Source organism: Primorskyibacter flagellatus (assembly GCF_048268605.1).
Lineage (GTDB): Bacteria > Pseudomonadota > Alphaproteobacteria > Rhodobacterales > Rhodobacteraceae > Primorskyibacter > Primorskyibacter flagellatus.
The window spans coordinates 92415-111948 of the sequence record NZ_JBLWVF010000005.1 but is presented as its reverse complement, the minus strand read 5'-3'; the positions used below and the strand labels follow the sequence as shown (position 1 = coordinate 111948).

Sequence of the window (19534 nt, the reverse complement as noted above, 5' to 3'; positions counted from 1 at the left end):
TGCATGCAGGACGGACCGTACCGATGCCTGACGAGGATGCGTTGGCGAACACGAATGCAGCCTGCCCAAAATTTCAATTGTATTGTAAGCGGTGTCCCCGCCCCACGTTGTGGCTGATGTCCTCGCAGGGCGTCAGGATCTCGGTGGCGACGAAGCCCGTAGACTTGCGGAAGGGGCATGACGGTCTCGTCGCCCTGATCCCGTCGGAATTGGAGGTAGATCCGTTCACCGGCATGGGCTGCGTCTTCCAGGCGAAGCGCGCCGATCGGATGACGATCCTGTTCCGGGACGGAAGCGAACTTGTGACGGCCTGCAAGCGCTTGGAGGAACGCGCTTTCCCCTGGCCCGCGATCCGCGACGGTATCATCACGCTGAGCCGGGCGCAGATCGAGGCCCTGCAAGCCGTGCACGACTACTGCGCGCCCAAGACGCCCTGAACGAATTGCGCCAGTCACTCTATTCATAATCTTCCCCTGAGATGCGCGGGCTTAGACACCCCGCTTCAGGCGCGCTGGAGACCCTTCTGCTGCTAAAGATGTCAGCACGCAGCACTGTGAACGAGAAGAAACGTGTAGCAAATTGTCTAGCAACCTGACGCATTCAGGTGTGCCTGCGTTTTACTAAGACGCTGTATTGGGAAAGTAAAATCCGAAACCTATGCAGGTTTTTTTTGGCGGAGAGACAGGCCGCCATGAGCATTTCCAGAGGTTTCCATAGCGTCCCGTAAGGTTCTTTTAAATATAGGCACTTACACCTTTCATTGTGCGCCATGTTCCTGCATGATCCGGCCTGATCCACGTTAAGGTGGGGGATGAATTGGGGGATATCTTGGTGCGGGAGAATTGTAGAAAGCCGGAACGCGCTCTGTCCGCCCGGCTTGTGGAGACCGTGACGAAGCCCGGCAAGTACTTTGACGGTCAGGGCCTCTTCTTGCGTGTGGCCGAGAGCGGCGCGAAACAATGGGTCCAGCGCATCACCATTCGCGGGAAGCGGAGCGAACTCGGGCTTGGCAGCCCACCTGCGGTCACACTGGCCACAGCGCGCAAGCTGGCGCTCGAGAACCGGGGTAAGGCAATGCTTGGGGGCGACCCCCTGGCTGACAAGCGCAAAGCCCAAGAAGGTATGAGGTTTGCAGATGCCGTAGACAAGTACCTTGCGGCGAAGTTGTCAGAGTTCAAAAATGAAAAACACCGGAAGCAATGGCGCTCGACCCTGGACACCTACGCAGCGCCGAGGCTTGGGAAAACGCTGGTTTCGGAAATCACCGTGCATGACGTTCTGCGCGTGTTGGAGCCGATATGGCAGACAAAAACTGAAACTGCATCCCGTCTTCGCGGCAGAATCGAAAACGTTCTGTCTTGGGCGACTGTGGCAGGGCATCGCATTGGCGACAATCCGGCGCGCTGGAAGGGTAATCTATCCGAGATGCTGCCCAAGCCTGCCAAGGTGGCAAACGGCGGCAATCACCCCGCTTTGGCCTTAGAAGACGTATCGCGCTGGTGGGCCGACCTTGCGGAGCGCGACGGCATGGCCGCGCGAGCACTGCAATTCCTGACCCTGACAGCTGCAAGATCGGGCGAGGTTCGTGGTATGACATGGGATGAAATCGATACCGGAGGCGCTGCTACGTGCGCTACACCCGCTACACGGGCCGTCTGGAATGTTCCGGCTTCAAGGATGAAGAACCGTAGGCCGCATCGTGTGCCGCTCACGCATGAGGCGCTGGCTCTGCTGGAAACCTTGCCGCGCCTGGATGGCGTTTCTCACGTGTTCTTTGCTCCACGCGGAGGAATGTTGAGCGACATGAGTATCTCCGCCGTCATGCGCAGGATACAGGAGGCGCGGGTAAAGGCAGGCGACAATGGTTATCTGGACCCTGTTAGCAAGCGCCCCGCCGTGCCTCACGGCCTGCGCTCCACCTTCCGGCAATGGACGGCCGAGGAAGGCTATCCGCGTGACATGGCGGAAATTTCGCTGGCGCATTTCATCGGCTCGGAAGTAGAGCGGGCCTATCAGCGTTCGGATATGCTCGAACGACGGCGGGAAATGATGACGGCTTGGTCAAGACGTGTGCAGCGCGGAACAGAGTCGGCCCCACTTCAGGATGCCGACAAAGGTATGGGCGAATGACCGAAAATGCAGTGCAATTAAGACCTGTCTTGCAGAAGCATTTGCGCTCGGCAACGATGACCGAAATCGATGTGCTTATTAAACTCCTCATTTCCATTCAAATTGCGGACAGAGAAAGGCATTTCCCACGTCAAAGTGACATGGAGGTAGCCGAGGCGATCAAGAGCCTCAAAATCCTCGACAATACGTTGACAAAGGCGGCATCAGCCTTCGACCGGCTAAATACTGTCGGTCGTGAGACTTTGTCACGAGTAATTGTCGGACTGGATGACGTCCCGGAGTTTGAAAAAGATCGAAAGGTCAGAATCCTGCTTGATCTCGGGTATCGTCAACGTGTTCTCGATAAAGCTGCATCCATCAAGGCGATGGGCTCTCAAGTCGCTCGGGCAATCGAAGTCCTCGAATCCTACGAAGAAAAAACTGATGGCCGCCCTCCAGCTGAGGGTGCGCGTGCGATTGCCGACATCTGCGTTCTTGCTTACGACGAATTTGTTGCCACACCTGCTTCGCCTTCCTGGGATCCCTACGAGACTGCTCCCTCGGGCAAGTTTTTCGAGATGGTGCGCGACGTCTTTAAAGCTGCAGGAATCAAGAGTACGGCACGCGAGTTTGCACGACAAGCCGCAGAAGCATTTGCAAAAGAAGGTAAAAAAACCTCCAGAATAAAATGAATTTCCGGCATTATCCTGCGATTTGTCAGCATGGCAAGGTCCTCCTGTAACTGAGAAGTACCAAGAGGAAGACCATGTCACATAATCTGCTCCGTCGCCCCGCCATGGAGTCCCGCACGGGCCTCGGCGACAATCACCAACCTATCGGAGTAGTACATCCCGATGGCGCGCGGCTTCATCTATCTGGCCGCCGTGCTGGACTGGTTTACCCGCCGGGTTCTGGCATGGCGCGTATCGATCACGCTGGAGGCCGACTTTTGCATAGAAGCTGTGGAAGACGCGCTGGCCGCCCGTGAGATCAGGATCAGCATGGATGGCAAAGGGGCCTGGCGGTGCAACGTCTTCGTCGAGCGCCTCTGGCGCGCCATCAAATACGAGGAGGTCTATCTGCGGGCCTATGCCAGCGTCTCGGAGGCCCGGGCTGGGATCGGCCGATACATCGGCTCCTACAACAGCCGCCGTCCCCATTCATCGCTTGACGGGAAAACCCCCAATCAGGCCTACTTCAGCCAGTCGATGCCCGAAGCGGCAGCGGCATAACCGAGCCGGAACCTGTTCAGATCAACCGAGCCACTTCTTACGTTCTTCGCCAAATCGAGGCCGACTGTGGTAATATCCGACATGACCGCTCTCCTTTTTGTGGGTCATTGTAGACCCACCTTGGCACATCGACGCCGTTGGGGAGCAGTTACATCATCAAAGCCCGGGCCCGCTGACGTGTCCTGCGCGGGTTTTTCGCTGAAAGGGTAGAACGGCGCATTTTGCCCTGACCCGACTATCAGGCGGACGATTTCGGACGATCCGGCCCACCCTAGGGGGAGCAATATCGAAGTGCCTTGCATGGGACGGTGAGGATGTACCGCGCCATCGAACCACCGTCGGAAGCGTCCCGGGCGCGATCAAGCCGCCTTGACTGCCGCCCCTAATCGAGATGCCGCCACAGCCCGTCGGACGCGAGGTCGTGGATGGTTTGAAGGACAATTCGTCCAACCTCGGAGACAGCTCGGGTTGTGGGCCGCCCGGTCTGCTGGTGAAGCACCAGGCGGCGGCGAATCGGCGGGTCGATGATGCGCCGCGCGTTCAGATCCCGTGCCAGATCGTCGTTCTGAAGGGACGAGCGGCTGAAGATGGTGGCACCAAAGTCGTCGCGCACCAGCGCCTTGACGCTGCTGATGCCATCCACTTCGAGAAGGGGTCTAATCTGCGCGTCGATCTGCAAAGCGCTCCATTCCACCAGCATGCGTAACCCATGCTGGGTTGACGGCAGGATTAGCGGTATCGCAAGAAGATCGCGGAACGGTACATCGTCCGAACACGTCACGTGCGGCGGGCGGCCCACGAGGTAGAAATCTTCCTCGGCGATTGGTCGGATTTTTTCCCGCACCACCGTCGCGAGATTGATCGCCAGATCATATTCGCCGGTCTCGATCCCGGCCCGCAATGTCTGGCTGTTGCCTTCGACAAGCCGCACGCGCACGGACGGATGCTTGTCTTGGCAAGCGCGCAACAGCGGCACCGTTAGCGAAATGGCGATGGAGTTGAGCAGCCCAACCACGACATCGCCCGACACGCTGTTGTCGCCCTTGCGGGTCGCGGCCTCTGCCTCTTCCAGCGATTTAAGTATGTTGGTGGCATGCGTTAGAAACACGCGACCGGAACCTGTCACGGCCGTCCCACGTGCATTTCGCGTCAACAGGGTCACGCCAAGATGCTGCTCCAACGCCGTCATGTGATAGCTGAGAACCGGCTGGGCAACACGCAGGTGGCTCGCAGCCTGAGTGAACGAGCCCGTCTCGGCAATCGTGACGAAAATCCGCAGCTTGCGCAGGTCCATGGTCATAGCGCACCTCCTATATTCGCTACTATATACATTTTATATGCAAAGTGATATCAAATATATATTTGATCAATTAAAGGTGCGCCGATAGAGTGTGCCGCAGAATTTGGGCCACACAAACGAGGCCCGCTCAGGAGGAGGAAAACATGAATCGTGTAGCTCTCACTATCGGTACACTTGCCGGCGCGCTTGGACTGGCCGGAGTTGCCCAGGCGCAAGCCGAATTTCCCTGTCAGACGGCTCGCGTGATCGTGCCCTACGGTGCCGGTGGTGGCTCTGATGTCCACGCCCGCATCCTTGTGGACGCCGCCAACCGAGTTGGTAGCGAGCCGCAGTTGCAGGTGATCAACATCACCGGACAGGGCGGCAACACCGGTGCACGCGAAGTGCACGAAGCAGCCCCCGACGGTTGCACGCTGCTGTTTCAGCACGAGGCCATCCTGAGCAGCTACATCACCGGACGCGTCGATTTCAATTGGGATGGTTTCACCCCCGCGGCCATGGCGACGGTCGAGCCCGGCCTCTATGCGGCGGGCCCGAACGCACCGTTCGATTCGCTTGCGAAAATGCGCGACTACGCTGCCGAAAACCCGGGCGAAGTCCTGGCCGCGGCAAGCCTTGGGTCGAACACCCACTTCTTCCTGCTTCTGATACAAGACAAGCTGGATATCGAGTTCAACATCATCGGGTACGAAGGTGGACGTGAACGCATCACGGCGCTGCTGTCGGACACCGTTCATGTGGGTCAGGTCGGTGAATCCGACGCGCGCCAGTACTTTGGCGGTGAGCTGAAGCCGCTGGGCTACATCGCCGAGGAAAGAAGCGAGACGATGCCCGACGTACCCACGGCAAAAGAGCAGGGTGTCGAAGGTCTGGAAATTGCCAGCGTTCGCGGCTTTATGTTGCCGCCCGACACATCGGACGAGATCGCACAGCACTATGGCGACCTCTTCAAGTCGGTGCTCGAGGATGAAAAGACCGTTTCCGAGCTGAAGCGTCTGGGCGCGATCATCGATTACCGGGGGCCGGAAGAGTACGCCGCCTGGTGGCAGCAGCAATCTGATGACTGGGAGCGGATCGCCCGCGAACTCGACATCTACATGGCTGACTGACCAACGTCGCGCACCTGCCAGCGAATGGCAGGTGCGCGGATCAACGGAAGATAGACAATGTCCTTTTTACCGAAGAACGTCGGTCTGGGCATCGGGATTCTGGCCGGTTCGGCAGTCCTGATGCATCAGACAACCTTTGTCAGGAACTTTCCGTCCACCCGCTTTGGTGCCGAGATCTGGCCGCAAATCGTTATCGGTATTATCGGCGTTCTGGCGCTTGTCATGATCCTGAATGGCTGGCGCAAGCGCAACTATCCGGATGCCGCGGCCGCGCATGGAATGGGCGGCAAACTGGGCGGCCGTGATGTGATCGCGCTGGGCGTTTTTGCCAGCTTCGGCTTCTTCGTCTACGCGGTCCCGCTGATCGGAACGCCGCTGGCGGGTTTTGTGATGGTCATGGCCATCCTGTCGTTCATCGGCGAACCCCGCCCCCGAATGATAATGATCCATACGGTCATCGCGCTCGCTTCGGTGGGGCTGATGTGGATTATCTTCACCAATGTTTTGAAAGTGATCATGCCGACCGGCACCCTGTGGTGATCGGGATGCGGGACGTGATTTCTGGAGTTTCACAATGATCGATGGTCTGATGCTTGGTCTCGCCGAGACCTTCCAGGTTTGGAACCTGCTTATGATGGTCGGCGGCGTATTTGCCGGGCTGATCGTCGGGGCAATCCCGGGGTTCTCGATCACCATGGCGGTCGTGCTTGTGCTGCCCTTCACCTATGGGATGGACGCGGGCGCCGGGCTTAGCCTGATGATAGGTGTCATGGTGGGTGGCCTGTCGGGTGGCCTGATCTCGGCCATGCTAATCGGCATTCCGGGCACGCCGGCGTCGGTCGCGACGACCTTTGACGGTTTGCCCATGGTGCGGTCCGGGTGCCAGGGTTTGGCGCTCGGGCTGGGGATCTGGTCCTCTGCCATTGGCGGGATCCTCAGCGGCCTGTCGCTGCTGGTGCTGTCGCCGTACCTTGCGCGCATCGGGCTGGAAATCGGCCCGTGGGACTATTTCATGATGATCGTCTTTGCCTTGACGATCACGGCAAGCCTGTCTGGCGACAACATGGTCAAGGGTTTGCTTGCCGGCGCTTTTGGCCTGTTGATCGCCGCGATCGGCGAAGAACAGGTGAACGGCGTTTCGCGGCTCACCTTTGGCAACCGGACCCTGGACGGCGGGTTCGACTATCTGCCGATCCTAATCGGCGTCTTTGCCTTCAGCCAGCTATTGCTGGATATGCCCAGCCGGGAAATCGGCCGCAGGTCGCTGTCCATGGACAGCGAAGCGGGTAGCCAGCGGATCCCGCACCTGCGGGCGATCCGGACGATTCTGACGAATTGGCGCACGACAATCCGGTCCAGCTTTATCGGTCTGTTTGTCGGCATCCTGCCCGCGACCGGGGCATCGATCTCGAACATCCTGGCCTATGACCAAGCCAAGAAGGCGTCGCGCAACCCCGAGGAATTCGGCAAGGGCGCTGTCGAAGGCATCATAGCGCCCGAGGCGTCCAACAACGCGACCCAGGGCGGTTCGCTGATGATCCTGATGGCGCTGGGCATCCCCGGCGACGCGGTTGCCGCGGTCGTGCTGGCGGCCCTGCTGATCCACGATGTCGCGCCCAGCCCAACCTTCATCCGCGAGCAGCCCGCGATCGCCTATCTGATCTTCGTGACCTTCATCCTTGCTCATATCGTGATGGTAGCGATGCAGTCGGTAACGCTGCGCGTCTTCATCATGTGTATCCGGGTTCCGATCTACATCCTGGTCGCGATCATCCTGTTTTACTGTGCCATGGGCGTGTTCTCGGTCAACAACACGATGTTCGACGTCTGGACGATGTTTATCTTCGGCATCGTCGGATACGTGATGGCGCGGGCGAACTTTCCCCTTGCGCCGCTGATCCTGGGGGTCGTCCTTGGCACGATCGCCGAGGTGAACCTGATCCGGGCGATGTCGATCAACCCTGACCTCGTCGTCTTTGTCACGCGGCCCTGGTCGCTGCTGTTCCTGATCCTGGCGGTCCTGTCGGTCCTTTTCCCGATCTACCAGAACCGCCGCGACGCGGTCTGTGCACCGTACTTCCTGCCTGTCGCGGCGCTGCTGGTGGCGGTGCCCATCGCTATGATGCCGGGTCTCGTGCGGCAGGTGCTGGCGGCGTTGGTGGCTGCGATGGGCTGCTACCACCTTTACCGCGCATTTTCCCAATCTCCTAAACATCGGACCTGAAAGGTAGTCAAAGCATGACACATATCATCCGCAACATCGTTCGCCCGTCTCCCGAGCAGCAGAAGATGGCCGCCGAATTTCCACCGGCGACATTGCACGAGGCACAGGCCCGGAGGGGCGCAATCGACCACAGCATCCGGCCGATCTACAACGGCATGACCGTGTGCGGCCCGGCCGTGACCGTGACCTGTGCCCCCGGTGACAACCTGATGTTGATCGCTGCGCTGGATGTCTGTCAGCCGGGCGACGTCTTGGTGGTTTCGGCGGGCGGTCTGCGCGAGCAGGGCGGCTTTGGCGAGGTGCTGTCGACGGCCTGCATGGCCAAGGGTATTGCCGGTCTGGTAATCGACGCCTGCGTGCGCGACGGCGAAGCCATCCACAAGCTGGGGTTCCCGGTCTTTGCCACCGGTCTTGCGATGCAGGGCACCGTCAAGGAAACGCTCGGGACGGTCAACGCGCCCATCGTTCTAGGCGGTATCTACATCGAACCGGGTGACATCATCTCCGGCGATGATGACGGGCTTGTGGTGGTGCGCAAGGACGACATCGAAGAGACCTGCCGGGAGTCCCGCACCCGCGATAACAAAGAGGCGGTGATGATGCACAAGCTTCGCGAAGGTGCCAATATGCTTGAACTGACCGGGCTTAGGTCGGTTCTCGAGAAAAAGGGATGTGTCTGGGAATGACCGAAAACGTTGGATTCATCGGCCTGGGAGTCATGGGAGCCGGCATGGCCCACAACCTGCTGAAGGCGGGATTTGCCGTCACCGTAACAACGTCGGTGCCCGAAAAGGCCGACATTTTCCGCGACCGCGGGGCCACGGTCGTGGCAACGCCGCGGGAAGTGGCGGTGGCGGCCAGTATCGTCGTCACCTGCGTGCCCGACCACGCGGCGCTGGAGGTCGTGGTCTCGGGCGAGGACGGGATGCTTTCCTCGGACGGTTGGACGGACGGGTTGTTGATAGACTGCAGCACCATCGCCCCCGATGAGGCACGCGCCATCGGCGCCAGCATCGCAGTCGGTGGGGGCGCGTTCGTCGACGCGCCCATCAGCGGCGGGCGCAAGGGTGCCGATGAAGCGACCCTGTCCATCATGTGCGGTGGCAGCGAGGCCGATTTTCAACGCGCCCTTCCGGTCTTCGAGGCGATGGGGCGTTCGGTCCGCCGCGTCGGGGACATTGGCGCGGGCCAGACTCTCAAGGCCTGCAACCAGACCATGGTCTTGGCCAACCTGATGGGCGTCAGCGAAGCCATCGGCATGGCCCGCGCGGGCGGCGTCGATCCCAAAGTGATGCGCGAGCTCATCCTGACCAGTACCGGGCGCAGCGGTGTTCTGGAGAACAACGCCAAGCGCTATATGGATGGTCAGACCGAACCTGGCTTCCGCATTGCGCTGATGCGCAAGGACATCGGGATTGCCGAGTCGATTGGTGCCGAGGCGGGGCTCGTCCAGCCTGCGACGGCTCTTGCGCATCAACTCTTGCGCGCTGCCAAGGGTGCCGATCTGGACGACCAGGATACGTCGGCGCTGATGGTTCTGTACGATCGGCTGAACGGCACGCCAATGGCGTAACGCAGGCGCTCAGCGCGGAAGGTCCCGGTGCCTTCATGGCGGCTATGGACATTCCGTGCCGAGGTTAGGTATCTACGTCGTCCCGCAGTGACCCGCCCCCTCACTCAAAACGAGATTCTGCAGATTGGATTTGGGTTTTCTGGTTCTCCGGCGCGCTTCTGCGGGCGTTTGGTTCTCGAGCGATGAGTGCGGCCTGACATTACTGTAGTCGTAGCGCCAAAGCGCCAACTTTCGGCGTGCATCGTGTTGATTGTCACTGAGAACTGACCCGGTAGTCCCATAAATTGTCATTGAGAATTGACCCATGTGGACATACTTCCCCGACGTTTCTGGTTGGGGAGATTTGGAGTGATCGACATGGGATTTTTTGAGTGTCCTCAGACGCTGGGCATTGCGTGACAAAATGCCGATACGTGAAATTTCCTGGCGGACGGGTTTGTCTCGTAACACCATCAAGAAGTATCTGCGCGAAGGCGCGGTGGAGCCGCAGTTCAAGACGTCAAAGCGTCCAAGCGATGCCACCTTCGCCATGGCCGGCGAACAGGGCATTCTTGCGATTGAGGGTGATGGGCCGGACCAGTTTCTCGACGCCATTTTTGTCGATCTCGACACGCCTACCGGTCAGGAAGCAGGCGCGCCACCAGGTCGCGTTACAGCCCGACCGTGATGAGGAATCATTGGCTATCAGCCCCGAATGTCAGCTGTTCCAAAACGTTGCCCGTCACCAGCCTGGCGGGCGGCGCACGGACCACGTGCCGTACTCGAAGACTATGTCCTGCCCCTCGAAGGAGACCACTTTCGGGCGCTTCTGCGCGTCAAAGGTGACCGGCACCGGGTGACCCTCCATCGAGAAGACGATCGAGCTGCACCCACTGGTGCCGTCTAGGCAGGGCGCGTGGTTGCGCTTGGGCGTCCCGCCGCCTGGGGCGAGCGTGCCCTTGAGGTTCGCCCAGCCGAACCGCTTGGCGAATATCTTTGGCATCTGCGACATGAAATCACCTTCGTCGTCATGCGCGCCCGGGAATTCCATGCGCAGCGCGGCATTGTTCTGCTTCATGCCGCCGAGGATCATCGCCTTGGCTTGCGGCGGCACGTTCATCCAGCCGCCGCCCTGCCACATGGCGAGGTTCGAAGCGCTGATATACATCGCTTCGCCAGTGGGACTATTGAACTCCGTGTAGCTGCCGTCGGCGACATAGGTCATGACCGCCGGCCCCATCGTCAGGCGCACCATGCAATCGTCGGCAGCGACGTCAAAGGTTCCAATATCCACCCGCGTTTTCGACGGCGCCTTCGGTGCAAGCCCCGTTTCGCGCCGGGTAACAGGACTGTCGATCTCGACCTTCACGTCGATCTTGCCGGGCCTGGCGGGGGTGATCGTGCGGCCCTCCGCGCTGCCGTTGTCGACCTTCAGCCGCCAGTTGTCTCCGCCGCCCTCGGGCAGGCCGGTGACCGTCATCTCTGACGGCTTTCCGGCCTGGAAACAGGTGGGCGGATCGAAGCTCACCGGGCGCGTCTCCACCTTCAGGACGAAACCGTTATCCGCAGTGGTGTCAGGCGCGGGCGTGTTCGCCACGCGGAAGAAGCCCAGTTCCTCGGGCGGATTGTTGCCGTCGAGCAAGAAGGAATCGCGCAGCTTCTCTTTCGCCAGCCGGTGTTCGCGGATGAGTGTCAGGCTGCCCGGATCGTCGGCCTCGGTCACCTCGACCGTCGCCAGCAGGATGTTCTCGGACGGGGGCGTGTCCGGGGTCGGCGTCACCTCGAGCGACAGCAGCATCGGATGCGCGGCGAATGCGGTCGCCTTGCCGTCAAAGCGGTCCTCGTGGGTGAAGGTAGTCGAGGTCACCTCGACCGCGTGCTTCGCGATATTGCCGTAGTAGAAATACTTGCCGGTGCGGCCCTGCTGCGCAATGTCCTCCTGGACGTTATTGAAGCGCGCGACATAGTCTGGAAAGAACTTGACGAAGGTGGCGTCGCCCACCAGTGCCTTGTCGTAAAACAGCGTCATGCCGTTACCGCTGCGCAGGTCGGCATGATTGGCAGCCTTGATGAACCTGTCCTGCGCCAGATAGGCCACGCCGTCCTGGCTGCCGATCTTTTCTCCCAATGAGATAGCATAGTCCCACTTGCCATAGCCCGGATCGTCATTCCCGTCCCAGAACTCGCGGTCGAGAACCATCGAGTACTTTGGCTCGTAAACCTCGCTCCGCCCGGTCCGCTCGCGCACCCAAGCCGAGCCGATGGCGGTCGCCACCATCTCATTGAGCCAATCCACCCCCTCACCATCGCGCGAGGGCTGAAGCGTATGCACGTATTCGTGCACCAGCGTGCCCCCATCGGAAAGGCCGTCGACATATTCTACGGGCAGAATCACGCGGCCTTTACCGAGCAGGCTGAGCGCACGGCAGGCGAACGCCATCCCGGCGCAGCGCCGCTCGTGCGTGGCGGTGTCGAATTGCAGGCGCAGCGCCTTCTTGCCATCCGTGCCCGCATCCATGTCCGCGTTCGCCACGTCAAAGCCCATCCCCTCGAGCCAGGCGCGCGCCTTCTGCAGTTCCTCGAGCCCGCGCTGAGCAGCGGCGCGCTGCGGTTTTGTGACCTTTTGCTTTGCGTTGCATCGCTGGTTGGTAAAGCAGAAGATCTGGAAATCGGTGGTCTCCGCCACGATCGCATCGGCGATGCTGGCCTGCTGCGCCGCAACAGGAAGGGACAGGCCACCGACGCCGATCAGGCAGCCGAGAACAAAAGACAAAGCGCGCATGACGTAACCCTCAGAACAAAACCACTTCTCCGCCGGTCAAAGCAAATATGCGCACGGTCCGTCAAGGGGGGGGCGTTCGGGTCCGCTCAGCGGCTCGCGTCGAGCGCGGGAGCCATGACCCCGATGGCGACGCCCGCCAGCATGTCGAGCGCGACCCAGACGGTCAGATACCGCTCGAAGACGCTCATGTCGGAGTGACCTCGGGCTCCGTCGAGGTGAGACGCCCGGCAGCGAGCGCGGAAAGTCCGACCATGGCCGTAGCAAGCATGAGTGGGAGGCCGCCAATCTGGTAGGTGAGTCCGGACAGGACGCTCTCGAGAAGCCGCCCGCCCGCGTTCGCCATATAGTAGAATCCCACGTCCATCGTGACGCGCTAGGCCTTCGTGACCCCCAAGGCGGCTGCGATCGAAATCGGCTCGACGATGCACTGGCTGCTTTGAACCCGGACAGCGACGCCACGCCGGTGCGCGCCTTTGGGACGTTCACCAAGAACCTGCACGACCTGGCCGCCTGGCTCCGGTCGTGCGGCGTTACCAGCGTAGCAATGGAGTCGACCGGCGTGTACTGGATACCGGCCTTCAAGATCCGGGAAGCTCATGGCTTCGAGGTCATCCTTGTGAATGCCCGCTATGCCAAGAACGTGCCGGGTCGCAAAACCGACGTCAGTGATGCAGGTTGGCTGCGACAGTTGCACTCTTATGGATTGCTCCGCGGCAGCTTTCGCCCGGAGGCCGAGATCGCTAATCTGCGCGCCTACATGCGCCAGCGCGAACGCCTGACAGAATACGCTGCGCTGCCGCCCACATCCAGCACATGCAGAAGACGTAGAAGGAGATGAACCTTCAACTACATCACGTCGTCTCCGACATCACCGCCGCGACCGGCATGCGGTTCATCCGCGCCATCGTCGGCGGCGAACGTGATCCAGAGGTTCTCGCCGCGTTCCGCGATTATCCGTCGTCAGGGTTTTTGAAACCAACGCCGGCCTAAACTGAGAGAGCGTTTGGCTAAATCTGATCGGTCGTGAGACTTTGTCACGAGTAATTGTCGGACTGGATGACGTCCCGGAGTTTGAAAAAAGATCGAAAGGTCAGAATCCTGCTTGATCTCGGGTATCGTCAACGTGTTCTCGATAAAGCTGCATCCATCAAGGCGATGGGCTCTCAAGTCGCTCGGGCAATCGAAGTCCTCGAATCCAACAATGAAAAAACTGATGGCCGCCCTCCAGCTGAGGGTGCGCGTGCGATGGCCGACATCTGCGTTCTTGCTTTCGACGAATTTGTTGCCACACCTGCTTCTCCTTCCTGGGACCCCTACAAGTCTGCTCCCTCGGGCAAGTTTTTCGAGATGGTGCAAGACGTCTACAAAGCTGTAGGAATCAAGGGAACGGCACGCGAGTTTGCACGGCAATCGGCAGAAGCATTTGCAAAAGAAGGTAAAAAAAACCTTCTGAAACAAATGAGTTTCCGGCATTATCCTGCGATTTGTCGGTATGGCAAGGTCCTCCTGTAACTGAGAAGTACCAAGAGGAAGACCATGTCACATAATCTGCTCCGTCGCCCCGCCGTGGAGTCCCGCACGGGCCTTAGCCGGTCGACCATCTACGACTGGATGAACAAAGGGATGTTTCCCAAGCCCGTAAAGTTGGGCACGCGCCTCGTCGCCTGGCGCGAAAACGACATCGAAACCTGGATGAACGCGCAAGGCGAAGTGGAAGAGGTGCAGCCGTGACGAGCGCGCATGCACTCACCTTGGACTTTGGCGGAAAGTGGCAGGGCGCTTACGGTTCGGCAGCCTGCCCAATCTGCCAGCCCGAACGTCGCGCTGACCAGAACGCCCTCGCCATCCGAGAGGGTGGCAACGGGCGCCTGCTGTTGCACTGTCACAAACTGGGCTGTGATTTTACGGACATTGTCGCGGCGGCGCACATTAGCACCAATGGCTATCGCCCTCCCAACCCGTTGGAGTTCACCCGTCGTGAGGCGGAAAAGCAGGCTGCAGCGGCTAAGCGCACACGTCAAGCGCATCGCCTCTGGCAGGAGGCGCAGGAAATCAATGACACACCTGCCGAAACATATCTTCGCAGCCGCGGTATCACCTGCGCGCTTCCTTCGTCACTTCGCTTTCATCCTTTCTGCTGGCAAGGCGCGACGGCGTCGCAACATCCGGCGCTTGTCGCTCTCATCCAGGGCGGCGACGGCTTCGCGGTGCACCGCACCTACCTTCGCGCGGACGGTTGCGGCAAGGCGGCACTCACTCCTGTCAAGGCGATGCTCGGCGGAGTCACTGGCGGTGCTGTAAGGTTAACGGAGGCCCGTGGCAGTTTGGTCGTGGCTGAAGGAATCGAGACCGCCCTGAGCCTCGCATGTGGGTTGCTACCCGTACCAGCGACCATCTGGGCTGCGCTGTCCACATCTGGGCTGCGCGGACTGCGTCTGCCGACAGAACCCGGGCGTCTGACAATTGCCTCGGACGGCGACACGGCGGGCCGCGATGCGGCGGATGCCTTGGCTGAGCGAGCGCACGCGACAGGCTGGGTCGTTTCGCTGCTACCTGCTCCCGATGGGTGCGACTGGAACGATATATTGACCACGACAAGGGGAAACGAATGAAAGTTTTCGCCCCCGACCTTATCCAATTCGCCGTCGAGGGGCCGCAACCGCTGGTGCGCGAAATTGCTCCAGCCGCGGCCTATCCTTCGGTCGATCTGGGGCCGCTGCGCGCCGCAGTTGAAGCGGTACAGGGCAGGACGCAGGCACCGGTCGCTATTCCCGCAGCATCGGCACTGACTGTGGCATCGCTGGTGGTGCAGGGATTTGCCAACGTGGAAACGCTGGGCGGACCGCGCCCGGTGTCGCTCTACGCACTGACCATCGCGCGAAGCGGTGAAAGGAAATCAAGCTGCGATGCGCCGCTTATGGCTGCGCTGCGCGACTTCGAGAATCAGGAGGCGAAAGCGCAGCGTGACGCGGTCACGGCATGGCAGAACGCCCATGCGGTCTGGAAGGGTGAGCGTGACGGCATTCTTGCGGATGCCAAAAGAAGCAAGGGCGAGAAGAAGGTTGCTGCGCGAGCCGATCTAGACGCGCTGGGTGTTGAGCCCGCCGAACCGGCCAACAACGATCGTACTGTGACCGAACCAACCTTCGCAGGTCTGACAAAACTCTATCAGACAGGGCAACCGTCGCTGGGAATCTTCAGTGATGAAGGCGGGCAGTTTCTTGGCGGTTTCGGCATGAACTCGGAAAACAGGCAGAGCACATTGGCCGCGCTGAATGATCTCTGGCAGGGCAACGCCATACGCCGCACTCGTGCCGGGGATGGACACGCAACCCTCTACGGGCGGCGGCTGGCGGTGCATCTCATGGTGCAGCCTTCTGTTGCCCGCGCTTTCATGGCAGACCGGATGGCAGCTGATACCGGCTTCTTGCCGCGGTTTCTGATTTGCGAGCCACCGAGCACAATCGGGACACGCCTACACGCGAACGCCCGAGTCGACGACGGGGTGCTGGCAAAGTTTGCGGACCGCCTGCGCGCCATCCTCGAAACGCCCATGCCCATGGATGAAGAAACCCGCGAGCTTCTGCCCCGCGTTTTGCCACTTGCACCTGAAGCTCGCGATCTTCTGATCCGCTTTGCTGATACAATTGAAGCCGCACAGGCCCCAGGTGGCGATCTTACGCACGTCACGGGCTATGCCAGCAAAACGGCAGAACAGGCCGCGCGCATCGCGGGTGTGCTGGCACTCTGGCAAGACCTCGAAACTCCCGCAGTCACCGCGCAGGACATGGGCAATGGTATCACGCTTGCGCAATTCTACCTAAGCGAAGCGGTGCGGCTGGCCGATGCGGCCTCGGTTTCTGCGGAAGTCGACAGGGCTGAGATGCTGCGCAAATGGCTGGTGGAAAAATGGGAGCACCCGGAAGTGATGGCGCGGGACGTGGTTCAGTTTGGCCCGAACTCCCTTCGCGAAACACCGAAGGCATGTGCTGCGTTGATCATCCTAGAGAATCACGGGTGGCTTGTGCGGCTCGAGCGAGGAACTGTCGTGCGCGGAGCGCCGCGCAAGGCGGCATGGCAAATCGTGAATGGTAGCGGCAATGTGGTTTGATGTGACCGCTGCTCTTGCGGAAATTGAGGGTGGGCAAGAAATCGCCCCCGAAAGTCGCGCGCTTGCTACATCCGCTTCACTGTCGGCTCGTGTAGCGAAAGTAGCGGGTGTAGCAGGCCCACCGGCACGAATTCAGAAGTCCGTCAAACCTGTCGCAGTGCATAACGTACGGGATGGCGAGGACATGTTGCGGCATGGCTTATCCGTCCAGGGCAACCCCCGAACATGGACTGGCAAAGTGGTTACACGCGATGAGTGGCGGAGGCTGTCGTTGTGGGAGCGTCACGGGCCCCAAGAGCGGAATTGGAACGGCCTCACTCAACGTTGGGAGTGACCCCGTCTCTAAACTCTAGGTTACCCAAAAGTGAACCGCCCCTTGTTTGCCGGAGACCCAGAAGTAAGGATACTGGGTTATGGAAAAGAACAAATGTGGAAACAGATACTCACCTGAAGTGCGCGAACGTGCTGTGCGGATGGTATTCGAGCATCAGGGCGAATTTGACAGCCAGTCTGCTGCGATCAAATCGATTGCGCCCAAAATTGGTTGTGGGCCTGATACGCTGCGTGCATGGGTTCGGCGGGCTGAGACGGACAGCGGTCGTCGAGACGGTGTGACGACCGCCGAACGGGACCGGATCAAGGCGTTGGAACGTGAGAACCGCCAGCTTCGACAAGCCAATGAAATCCTGAAGAAAGCATCAGCGTATTTTGCTCAGGCGGAGCTCGACCGCCCGTTTCGGAAATGATTGCTTTCATCGAAGCACATCGGGAAATCTGTGGGGTCGAGCCAATCTGTCGCGTTCTGCAGATTGCCCCGTCAACGTTCTATGCGCATCTGGCCATTGAGCGTGATCCAGACCTTGCGTCGGATCGCGCCAAGCGGGACGCCGAATTGCGCCCAGAGTTGATGCGTGTCTGGGAAGAAAATCTTGAGGTTTATGGCGCACGTAAACTGTGGCACGCGATGAAACGAGAGAAGTTTGATATCGCACGCTGCACTGTAGAACGATTAATGCGTGACATCGGTATCGAAGGTGTCCGTCGTGGCAAGAAGATCAAGACAACGCGGCCGGACAAAGCCCTGCCGTGCCCATTGGATCGTGTGAACAGACAGTTCCGCACATCGATGCCAAACCAACTCTGGGTGTCGGATTTTACTTACGTCTCGACCTGGCAAGGGTTCGTTTATGTGGCATTTGTCATCGATACGTTTGCGAACAAGATCGTCGGCTGGCGCGCATCCAGATCGCAGCAAACACAGTTTGTCTTGGATGCGCTTGAGCAGGCGCTTTACGAGCGAAGGCCCGCAGGGAGCTTGATCCATCACAGCGACCGGGGCAGCCAATATCTGTCGATCAAATACACAGAACGGTTGGCTGACGCGGGCCTGGAACCCAGTGTCGGAACGGTGGGTGACAGCTATGACAATGCGCTGGCCGAGACGATGATTGGCCTGTTCAAAGCAGAAGTGATCCATGTGAACCGGCATGCAAGATTGGGTCTGACTCAGTTTTGGTGCAACTTCGGCCTCTCTCAGTTCAGGTCGCTTGAACGAGCCGCGCCTTGAGCAGGTCGATGTTCGCCCTTCCATACATCTGGCGTTTGAGCGTCTTGAGGCGGTTAATCTGCCCTTCGGTCTGCCCATTCGACCATGGCTCCCTCAGCGCTGCGGCGACCGCGGCTTGATCGCGCCGTAACCCACGAGCGAAGGCACCGAGCAGCCCGTCCTCCGCTTCTTTCAGCCATCCTTCCAGCGCGCCTTCGCGCGCATTGCGCACCATGTCGGTGAACCGGTCGGTTTGCATTCGGGCGCTGGCCAAGGCTGGCAACGCGGCCTCGATCCTTGCAACCTGGATCGCATCCGCCTTGCACAGATGATCCCGGCCCAAGGTCATGAGGCGGGCAATCCTGCGGGCGGGCGGCGACTTTGCTGTTCCGGATGGAACCGCCCGCTCGGCACGGCGCTGGCGCGTGGCCCATTCCCCGACGACACGTAGGCTGCCCTGGAATCCATCGGCACGCAGCCGGCGCCAGAGTTCGGCACCGTTCCGGCAGCCGCCCGCCCATTCCCGCTCCAGCCGCGGCAGCCAAGGAGTCAGACTGCTTTCACGGATGCGGAAAACATCCTCGCGCTCCCCGCGCAAAATCTGACGGACGAGCTGGCGGCTGAGCCCTGTCTGGCGAATGATCCGCCGGATCGGCACGCCGTCATCAGCCATCTGACGAACCATCCGGTTGGTTTGCTGGCGGCGCAGATAGCCCTCGTATTGCAGCTTTTCAGCGGCCGTCAGCAGCTTTCGATCCAGTGCCTTCGCCCCGATCGCTTTGCGGATGGCAGGCATGTTGCGCTGTACAGCGGACAGGAAAGCGGCACTCGCGTTTTCTAACAGGTGCCAGCGATCGGCGACCTGAACAGCCTTCGGCAGGGCGCGCGAGACGGCACCACCATAGCCTCCGTTGCGGTCGCGGGCGACGACCTCAATCCCCGGACGGGCCCTTAGCCAGGCCTCGACCGTAGCGGGTTCTCGGTCCGGCAGAAGGTCGATGACCCGGTGCCTCTCCAGATCGCAGATCAAAGTGCCGTAGCGCTGCCCCTTTCGCCAAGCCCAGTCATCAATACCAATAACGCGCAGATCACTGCTTGAGGCCTCAGCCGTGTCCCGGATGCTGCGGAGGAAAGTATCCTTGCTAACCGGCAGCAGGAGCCGTGCGGCGAGCGCCTGTGCCGGACGCCCGCCGAGTGCCAGCCCGAGGTGCCGAACCAGCCCTTGCAGACGGGAGGTGCGCCGCGCATGCGGCCGGGTCACGTCCGGTGGAAATCGCTCCGCGAAAATCTTGGCTGGGCAACGCAGAGAACGGCAGCGAAAGCGGCGAACCAGCAGAACCAGTTCCACCTTCCGGCCATGCGCAGGAAGATCGGCAGGCCGTCGGCGGTATTTGCTGTGAACATGGCGTGAGACTGTGCCGCAGCGCGGGCACGCCGCCGCGGCTTTGGCGGAACGCGCGTGAATCCGGACCGTGTTCCCGGCAAGCTCAACCTGATCGGCCTTGAGCCCCGCTGGCAGGAAATCCCGCCGTGAAAACTGTGACGCCATCGACAACCTCCTTCAAAGTC

General features: G+C 60.3%; 16 protein-coding genes, 5 pseudogenes and 1 other annotated feature. Of the genes and pseudogenes, 15 read left to right on the top strand and 6 right to left on the bottom strand.

Annotated features, from left to right (window positions below):
- Positions 1 to 116: 116 nt before the first annotated feature.
- From tnpB to ACN0WV_RS08150, 4 genes and pseudogenes are all read left to right on the top strand, one after another.
- A complete protein-coding gene (gene tnpB / locus ACN0WV_RS08165) occupies positions 117 to 437 on the top strand; it encodes an IS66 family insertion sequence element accessory protein TnpB (protein WP_417604943.1) in 321 nt (106 codons plus the stop codon).
- A gap of 367 nt (positions 438 to 804) precedes the next feature.
- Positions 805 to 2130 carry a tyrosine-type recombinase/integrase gene (locus ACN0WV_RS08160; protein ID WP_417604941.1) on the top strand — a complete coding sequence of 442 codons (1326 nt, stop codon included), beginning with the start codon at positions 805 to 807 and terminating at the stop codon, positions 2128 to 2130.
- A complete protein-coding gene (locus ACN0WV_RS08155) occupies positions 2127 to 2801 on the top strand; it encodes a hypothetical protein (RefSeq protein ID WP_417604940.1) in 675 nt (224 codons plus the stop codon). The genes ACN0WV_RS08160 and ACN0WV_RS08155 overlap by 4 nt, the downstream gene beginning before the upstream one ends.
- 153 nt (positions 2802 to 2954) lie before the next feature.
- Positions 2955 to 3341, top strand: a pseudogene (locus tag ACN0WV_RS08150) (transposase); the annotation flags it as partial.
- A 382-nt stretch (positions 3342 to 3723) separates the two neighbouring features.
- On the opposite strand, the gene ACN0WV_RS08145 reads toward ACN0WV_RS08150, so the two are convergent.
- Positions 3724 to 4641: a LysR family transcriptional regulator gene (locus tag ACN0WV_RS08145; RefSeq protein WP_417604938.1), complete on the bottom strand. Its 918-nt coding sequence runs from the start codon at positions 4639 to 4641 to the stop codon at positions 3724 to 3726.
- Positions 4642 to 4784: 143 nt separating this feature from the next.
- Between ACN0WV_RS08145 and ACN0WV_RS08140 the strand changes: the two genes are divergently transcribed.
- Genes ACN0WV_RS08140 through ACN0WV_RS08120 form a run of 5 tightly spaced genes read left to right on the top strand, consistent with a single transcriptional unit; the run spans position 4785 to position 9547 of the window.
- Positions 4785 to 5750: a Bug family tripartite tricarboxylate transporter substrate binding protein gene (locus ACN0WV_RS08140; protein WP_417604937.1), complete on the top strand. Its 966-nt coding sequence runs from the start codon at positions 4785 to 4787 to the stop codon at positions 5748 to 5750.
- Between the two features lie 57 nt (positions 5751 to 5807).
- Positions 5808 to 6290 carry a tripartite tricarboxylate transporter TctB family protein gene (locus tag ACN0WV_RS08135; RefSeq protein ID WP_417604936.1) on the top strand — a complete coding sequence of 161 codons (483 nt, stop codon included), beginning with the start codon at positions 5808 to 5810 and terminating at the stop codon, positions 6288 to 6290.
- Between the two features lie 34 nt (positions 6291 to 6324).
- Positions 6325 to 7974: a tripartite tricarboxylate transporter permease gene (locus tag ACN0WV_RS08130; protein WP_417604935.1), complete on the top strand. Its 1650-nt coding sequence runs from the start codon at positions 6325 to 6327 to the stop codon at positions 7972 to 7974.
- Positions 7975 to 7988: 14 nt separating this feature from the next.
- Complete coding sequence (locus ACN0WV_RS08125; protein ID WP_417604933.1) at positions 7989 to 8660, top strand: 4-carboxy-4-hydroxy-2-oxoadipate aldolase/oxaloacetate decarboxylase; 672 nt, start codon at positions 7989 to 7991, stop codon at positions 8658 to 8660.
- Entirely contained in the window at positions 8645 to 9547 is a 903-nt protein-coding gene (locus ACN0WV_RS08120) for an NAD(P)-dependent oxidoreductase (protein WP_417604931.1), read from the top strand. The genes ACN0WV_RS08125 and ACN0WV_RS08120 overlap by 16 nt, the downstream gene beginning before the upstream one ends.
- A gap of 135 nt (positions 9548 to 9682) precedes the next feature.
- Here the strand turns inward: ACN0WV_RS08120 and ACN0WV_RS08115 are convergent.
- From ACN0WV_RS08115 to ACN0WV_RS08100, 4 genes and pseudogenes are all read right to left on the bottom strand, one after another.
- Positions 9683 to 9802, bottom strand: a pseudogene (locus ACN0WV_RS08115) (integrase core domain-containing protein); the annotation flags it as partial.
- 247 nt (positions 9803 to 10049) lie between these two features.
- Positions 10050 to 10175 (bottom strand): annotated as a pseudogene (locus ACN0WV_RS08110) (IS66 family transposase); the annotation flags it as partial.
- A gap of 93 nt (positions 10176 to 10268) precedes the next feature.
- On the bottom strand, positions 10269 to 12308 hold the full coding sequence (locus tag ACN0WV_RS08105) for a hypothetical protein (RefSeq protein ID WP_417604929.1): 2040 nt from the start codon (positions 12306 to 12308) through the stop codon (positions 10269 to 10271).
- Between the two features lie 184 nt (positions 12309 to 12492).
- Positions 12493 to 12681 (bottom strand): annotated as a pseudogene (locus ACN0WV_RS08100) (organoarsenical effux MFS transporter ArsJ); the annotation flags it as partial.
- Positions 12682 to 12691: 10 nt separating this feature from the next.
- On the opposite strand from ACN0WV_RS08100, the pseudogene ACN0WV_RS08095 reads away from it, so the two are divergent.
- From ACN0WV_RS08095 to ACN0WV_RS08065, 6 genes and pseudogenes are all read left to right on the top strand, one after another.
- A pseudogene (locus tag ACN0WV_RS08095) lies at positions 12692 to 13259 on the top strand (IS110 family transposase); the annotation flags it as partial.
- 120 nt (positions 13260 to 13379) lie between these two features.
- On the top strand, positions 13380 to 13820 hold the full coding sequence (locus ACN0WV_RS08085; protein ID WP_417604926.1) for a hypothetical protein: 441 nt from the start codon (positions 13380 to 13382) through the stop codon (positions 13818 to 13820).
- A 24-nt stretch (positions 13821 to 13844) separates the two neighbouring features.
- On the top strand, positions 13845 to 14039 hold the full coding sequence (locus tag ACN0WV_RS08080; protein ID WP_417604924.1) for a helix-turn-helix transcriptional regulator: 195 nt from the start codon (positions 13845 to 13847) through the stop codon (positions 14037 to 14039).
- A complete protein-coding gene (locus ACN0WV_RS08075) occupies positions 14036 to 14920 on the top strand; it encodes a DUF7146 domain-containing protein (RefSeq protein WP_417604923.1) in 885 nt (294 codons plus the stop codon). Before ACN0WV_RS08080 ends, ACN0WV_RS08075 begins: the two co-directional genes overlap by 4 nt.
- On the top strand, positions 14917 to 16419 hold the full coding sequence (locus ACN0WV_RS08070) for a YfjI family protein (RefSeq protein ID WP_417604922.1): 1503 nt from the start codon (positions 14917 to 14919) through the stop codon (positions 16417 to 16419). Before ACN0WV_RS08075 ends, ACN0WV_RS08070 begins: the two co-directional genes overlap by 4 nt.
- Positions 16420 to 16832: 413 nt before the next feature.
- A protein-coding gene (locus ACN0WV_RS08065) for an IS3 family transposase (RefSeq protein WP_417604920.1) occupies positions 16833 to 17986 on the top strand; the annotation gives its coding sequence in 2 pieces (ribosomal slippage) (positions 16833 to 17127 and positions 17127 to 17986; 1155 coding nt in all).
- Positions 17120 to 17236 (top strand) — a sequence feature (AL1L pseudoknot). Its footprint overlaps the gene before it by 117 nt.
- Here ACN0WV_RS08065 and ACN0WV_RS08060 read toward each other — a convergent pair.
- Positions 17958 to 19514 carry an ISL3 family transposase gene (locus ACN0WV_RS08060; protein ID WP_417604918.1) on the bottom strand — a complete coding sequence of 519 codons (1557 nt, stop codon included), beginning with the start codon at positions 19512 to 19514 and terminating at the stop codon, positions 17958 to 17960. The two genes, ACN0WV_RS08065 and ACN0WV_RS08060, sit on opposite strands and share 29 nt — an antisense overlap.
- Positions 19515 to 19534 lie beyond the last annotated feature (20 nt).

Excerpts from the sequence above, each read along its gene's own strand:
- tnpB (WP_417604943.1), top strand. The coding sequence starts at position 117 with ATGTCCTCGCAGGGCGTCAGGATCTCGGTGGCGACGAAGCCCGTAGAC.
- ACN0WV_RS08155 (WP_417604940.1), top strand. The coding sequence starts at position 2,127 with ATGACCGAAAATGCAGTGCAATTAAGACCTGTCTTGCAGAAGCATTTG.
- ACN0WV_RS08145 (WP_417604938.1), bottom strand. The coding sequence starts at position 4,641 with ATGACCATGGACCTGCGCAAGCTGCGGATTTTCGTCACGATTGCCGAG.
- ACN0WV_RS08140 (WP_417604937.1), top strand. The coding sequence starts at position 4,785 with ATGAATCGTGTAGCTCTCACTATCGGTACACTTGCCGGCGCGCTTGGA.
- ACN0WV_RS08135 (WP_417604936.1), top strand. The coding sequence starts at position 5,808 with ATGTCCTTTTTACCGAAGAACGTCGGTCTGGGCATCGGGATTCTGGCC.
- ACN0WV_RS08130 (WP_417604935.1), top strand. The coding sequence starts at position 6,325 with ATGATCGATGGTCTGATGCTTGGTCTCGCCGAGACCTTCCAGGTTTGG.
- ACN0WV_RS08125 (WP_417604933.1), top strand. The coding sequence starts at position 7,989 with ATGACACATATCATCCGCAACATCGTTCGCCCGTCTCCCGAGCAGCAG.
- ACN0WV_RS08120 (WP_417604931.1), top strand. The coding sequence starts at position 8,645 with ATGTGTCTGGGAATGACCGAAAACGTTGGATTCATCGGCCTGGGAGTC.
- ACN0WV_RS08105 (WP_417604929.1), bottom strand. The coding sequence starts at position 12,308 with ATGCGCGCTTTGTCTTTTGTTCTCGGCTGCCTGATCGGCGTCGGTGGC.
- ACN0WV_RS08080 (WP_417604924.1), top strand. The coding sequence starts at position 13,845 with ATGTCACATAATCTGCTCCGTCGCCCCGCCGTGGAGTCCCGCACGGGC.
- ACN0WV_RS08070 (WP_417604922.1), top strand. The coding sequence starts at position 14,917 with ATGAAAGTTTTCGCCCCCGACCTTATCCAATTCGCCGTCGAGGGGCCG.
- ACN0WV_RS08060 (WP_417604918.1), bottom strand. The coding sequence starts at position 19,514 with ATGGCGTCACAGTTTTCACGGCGGGATTTCCTGCCAGCGGGGCTCAAG.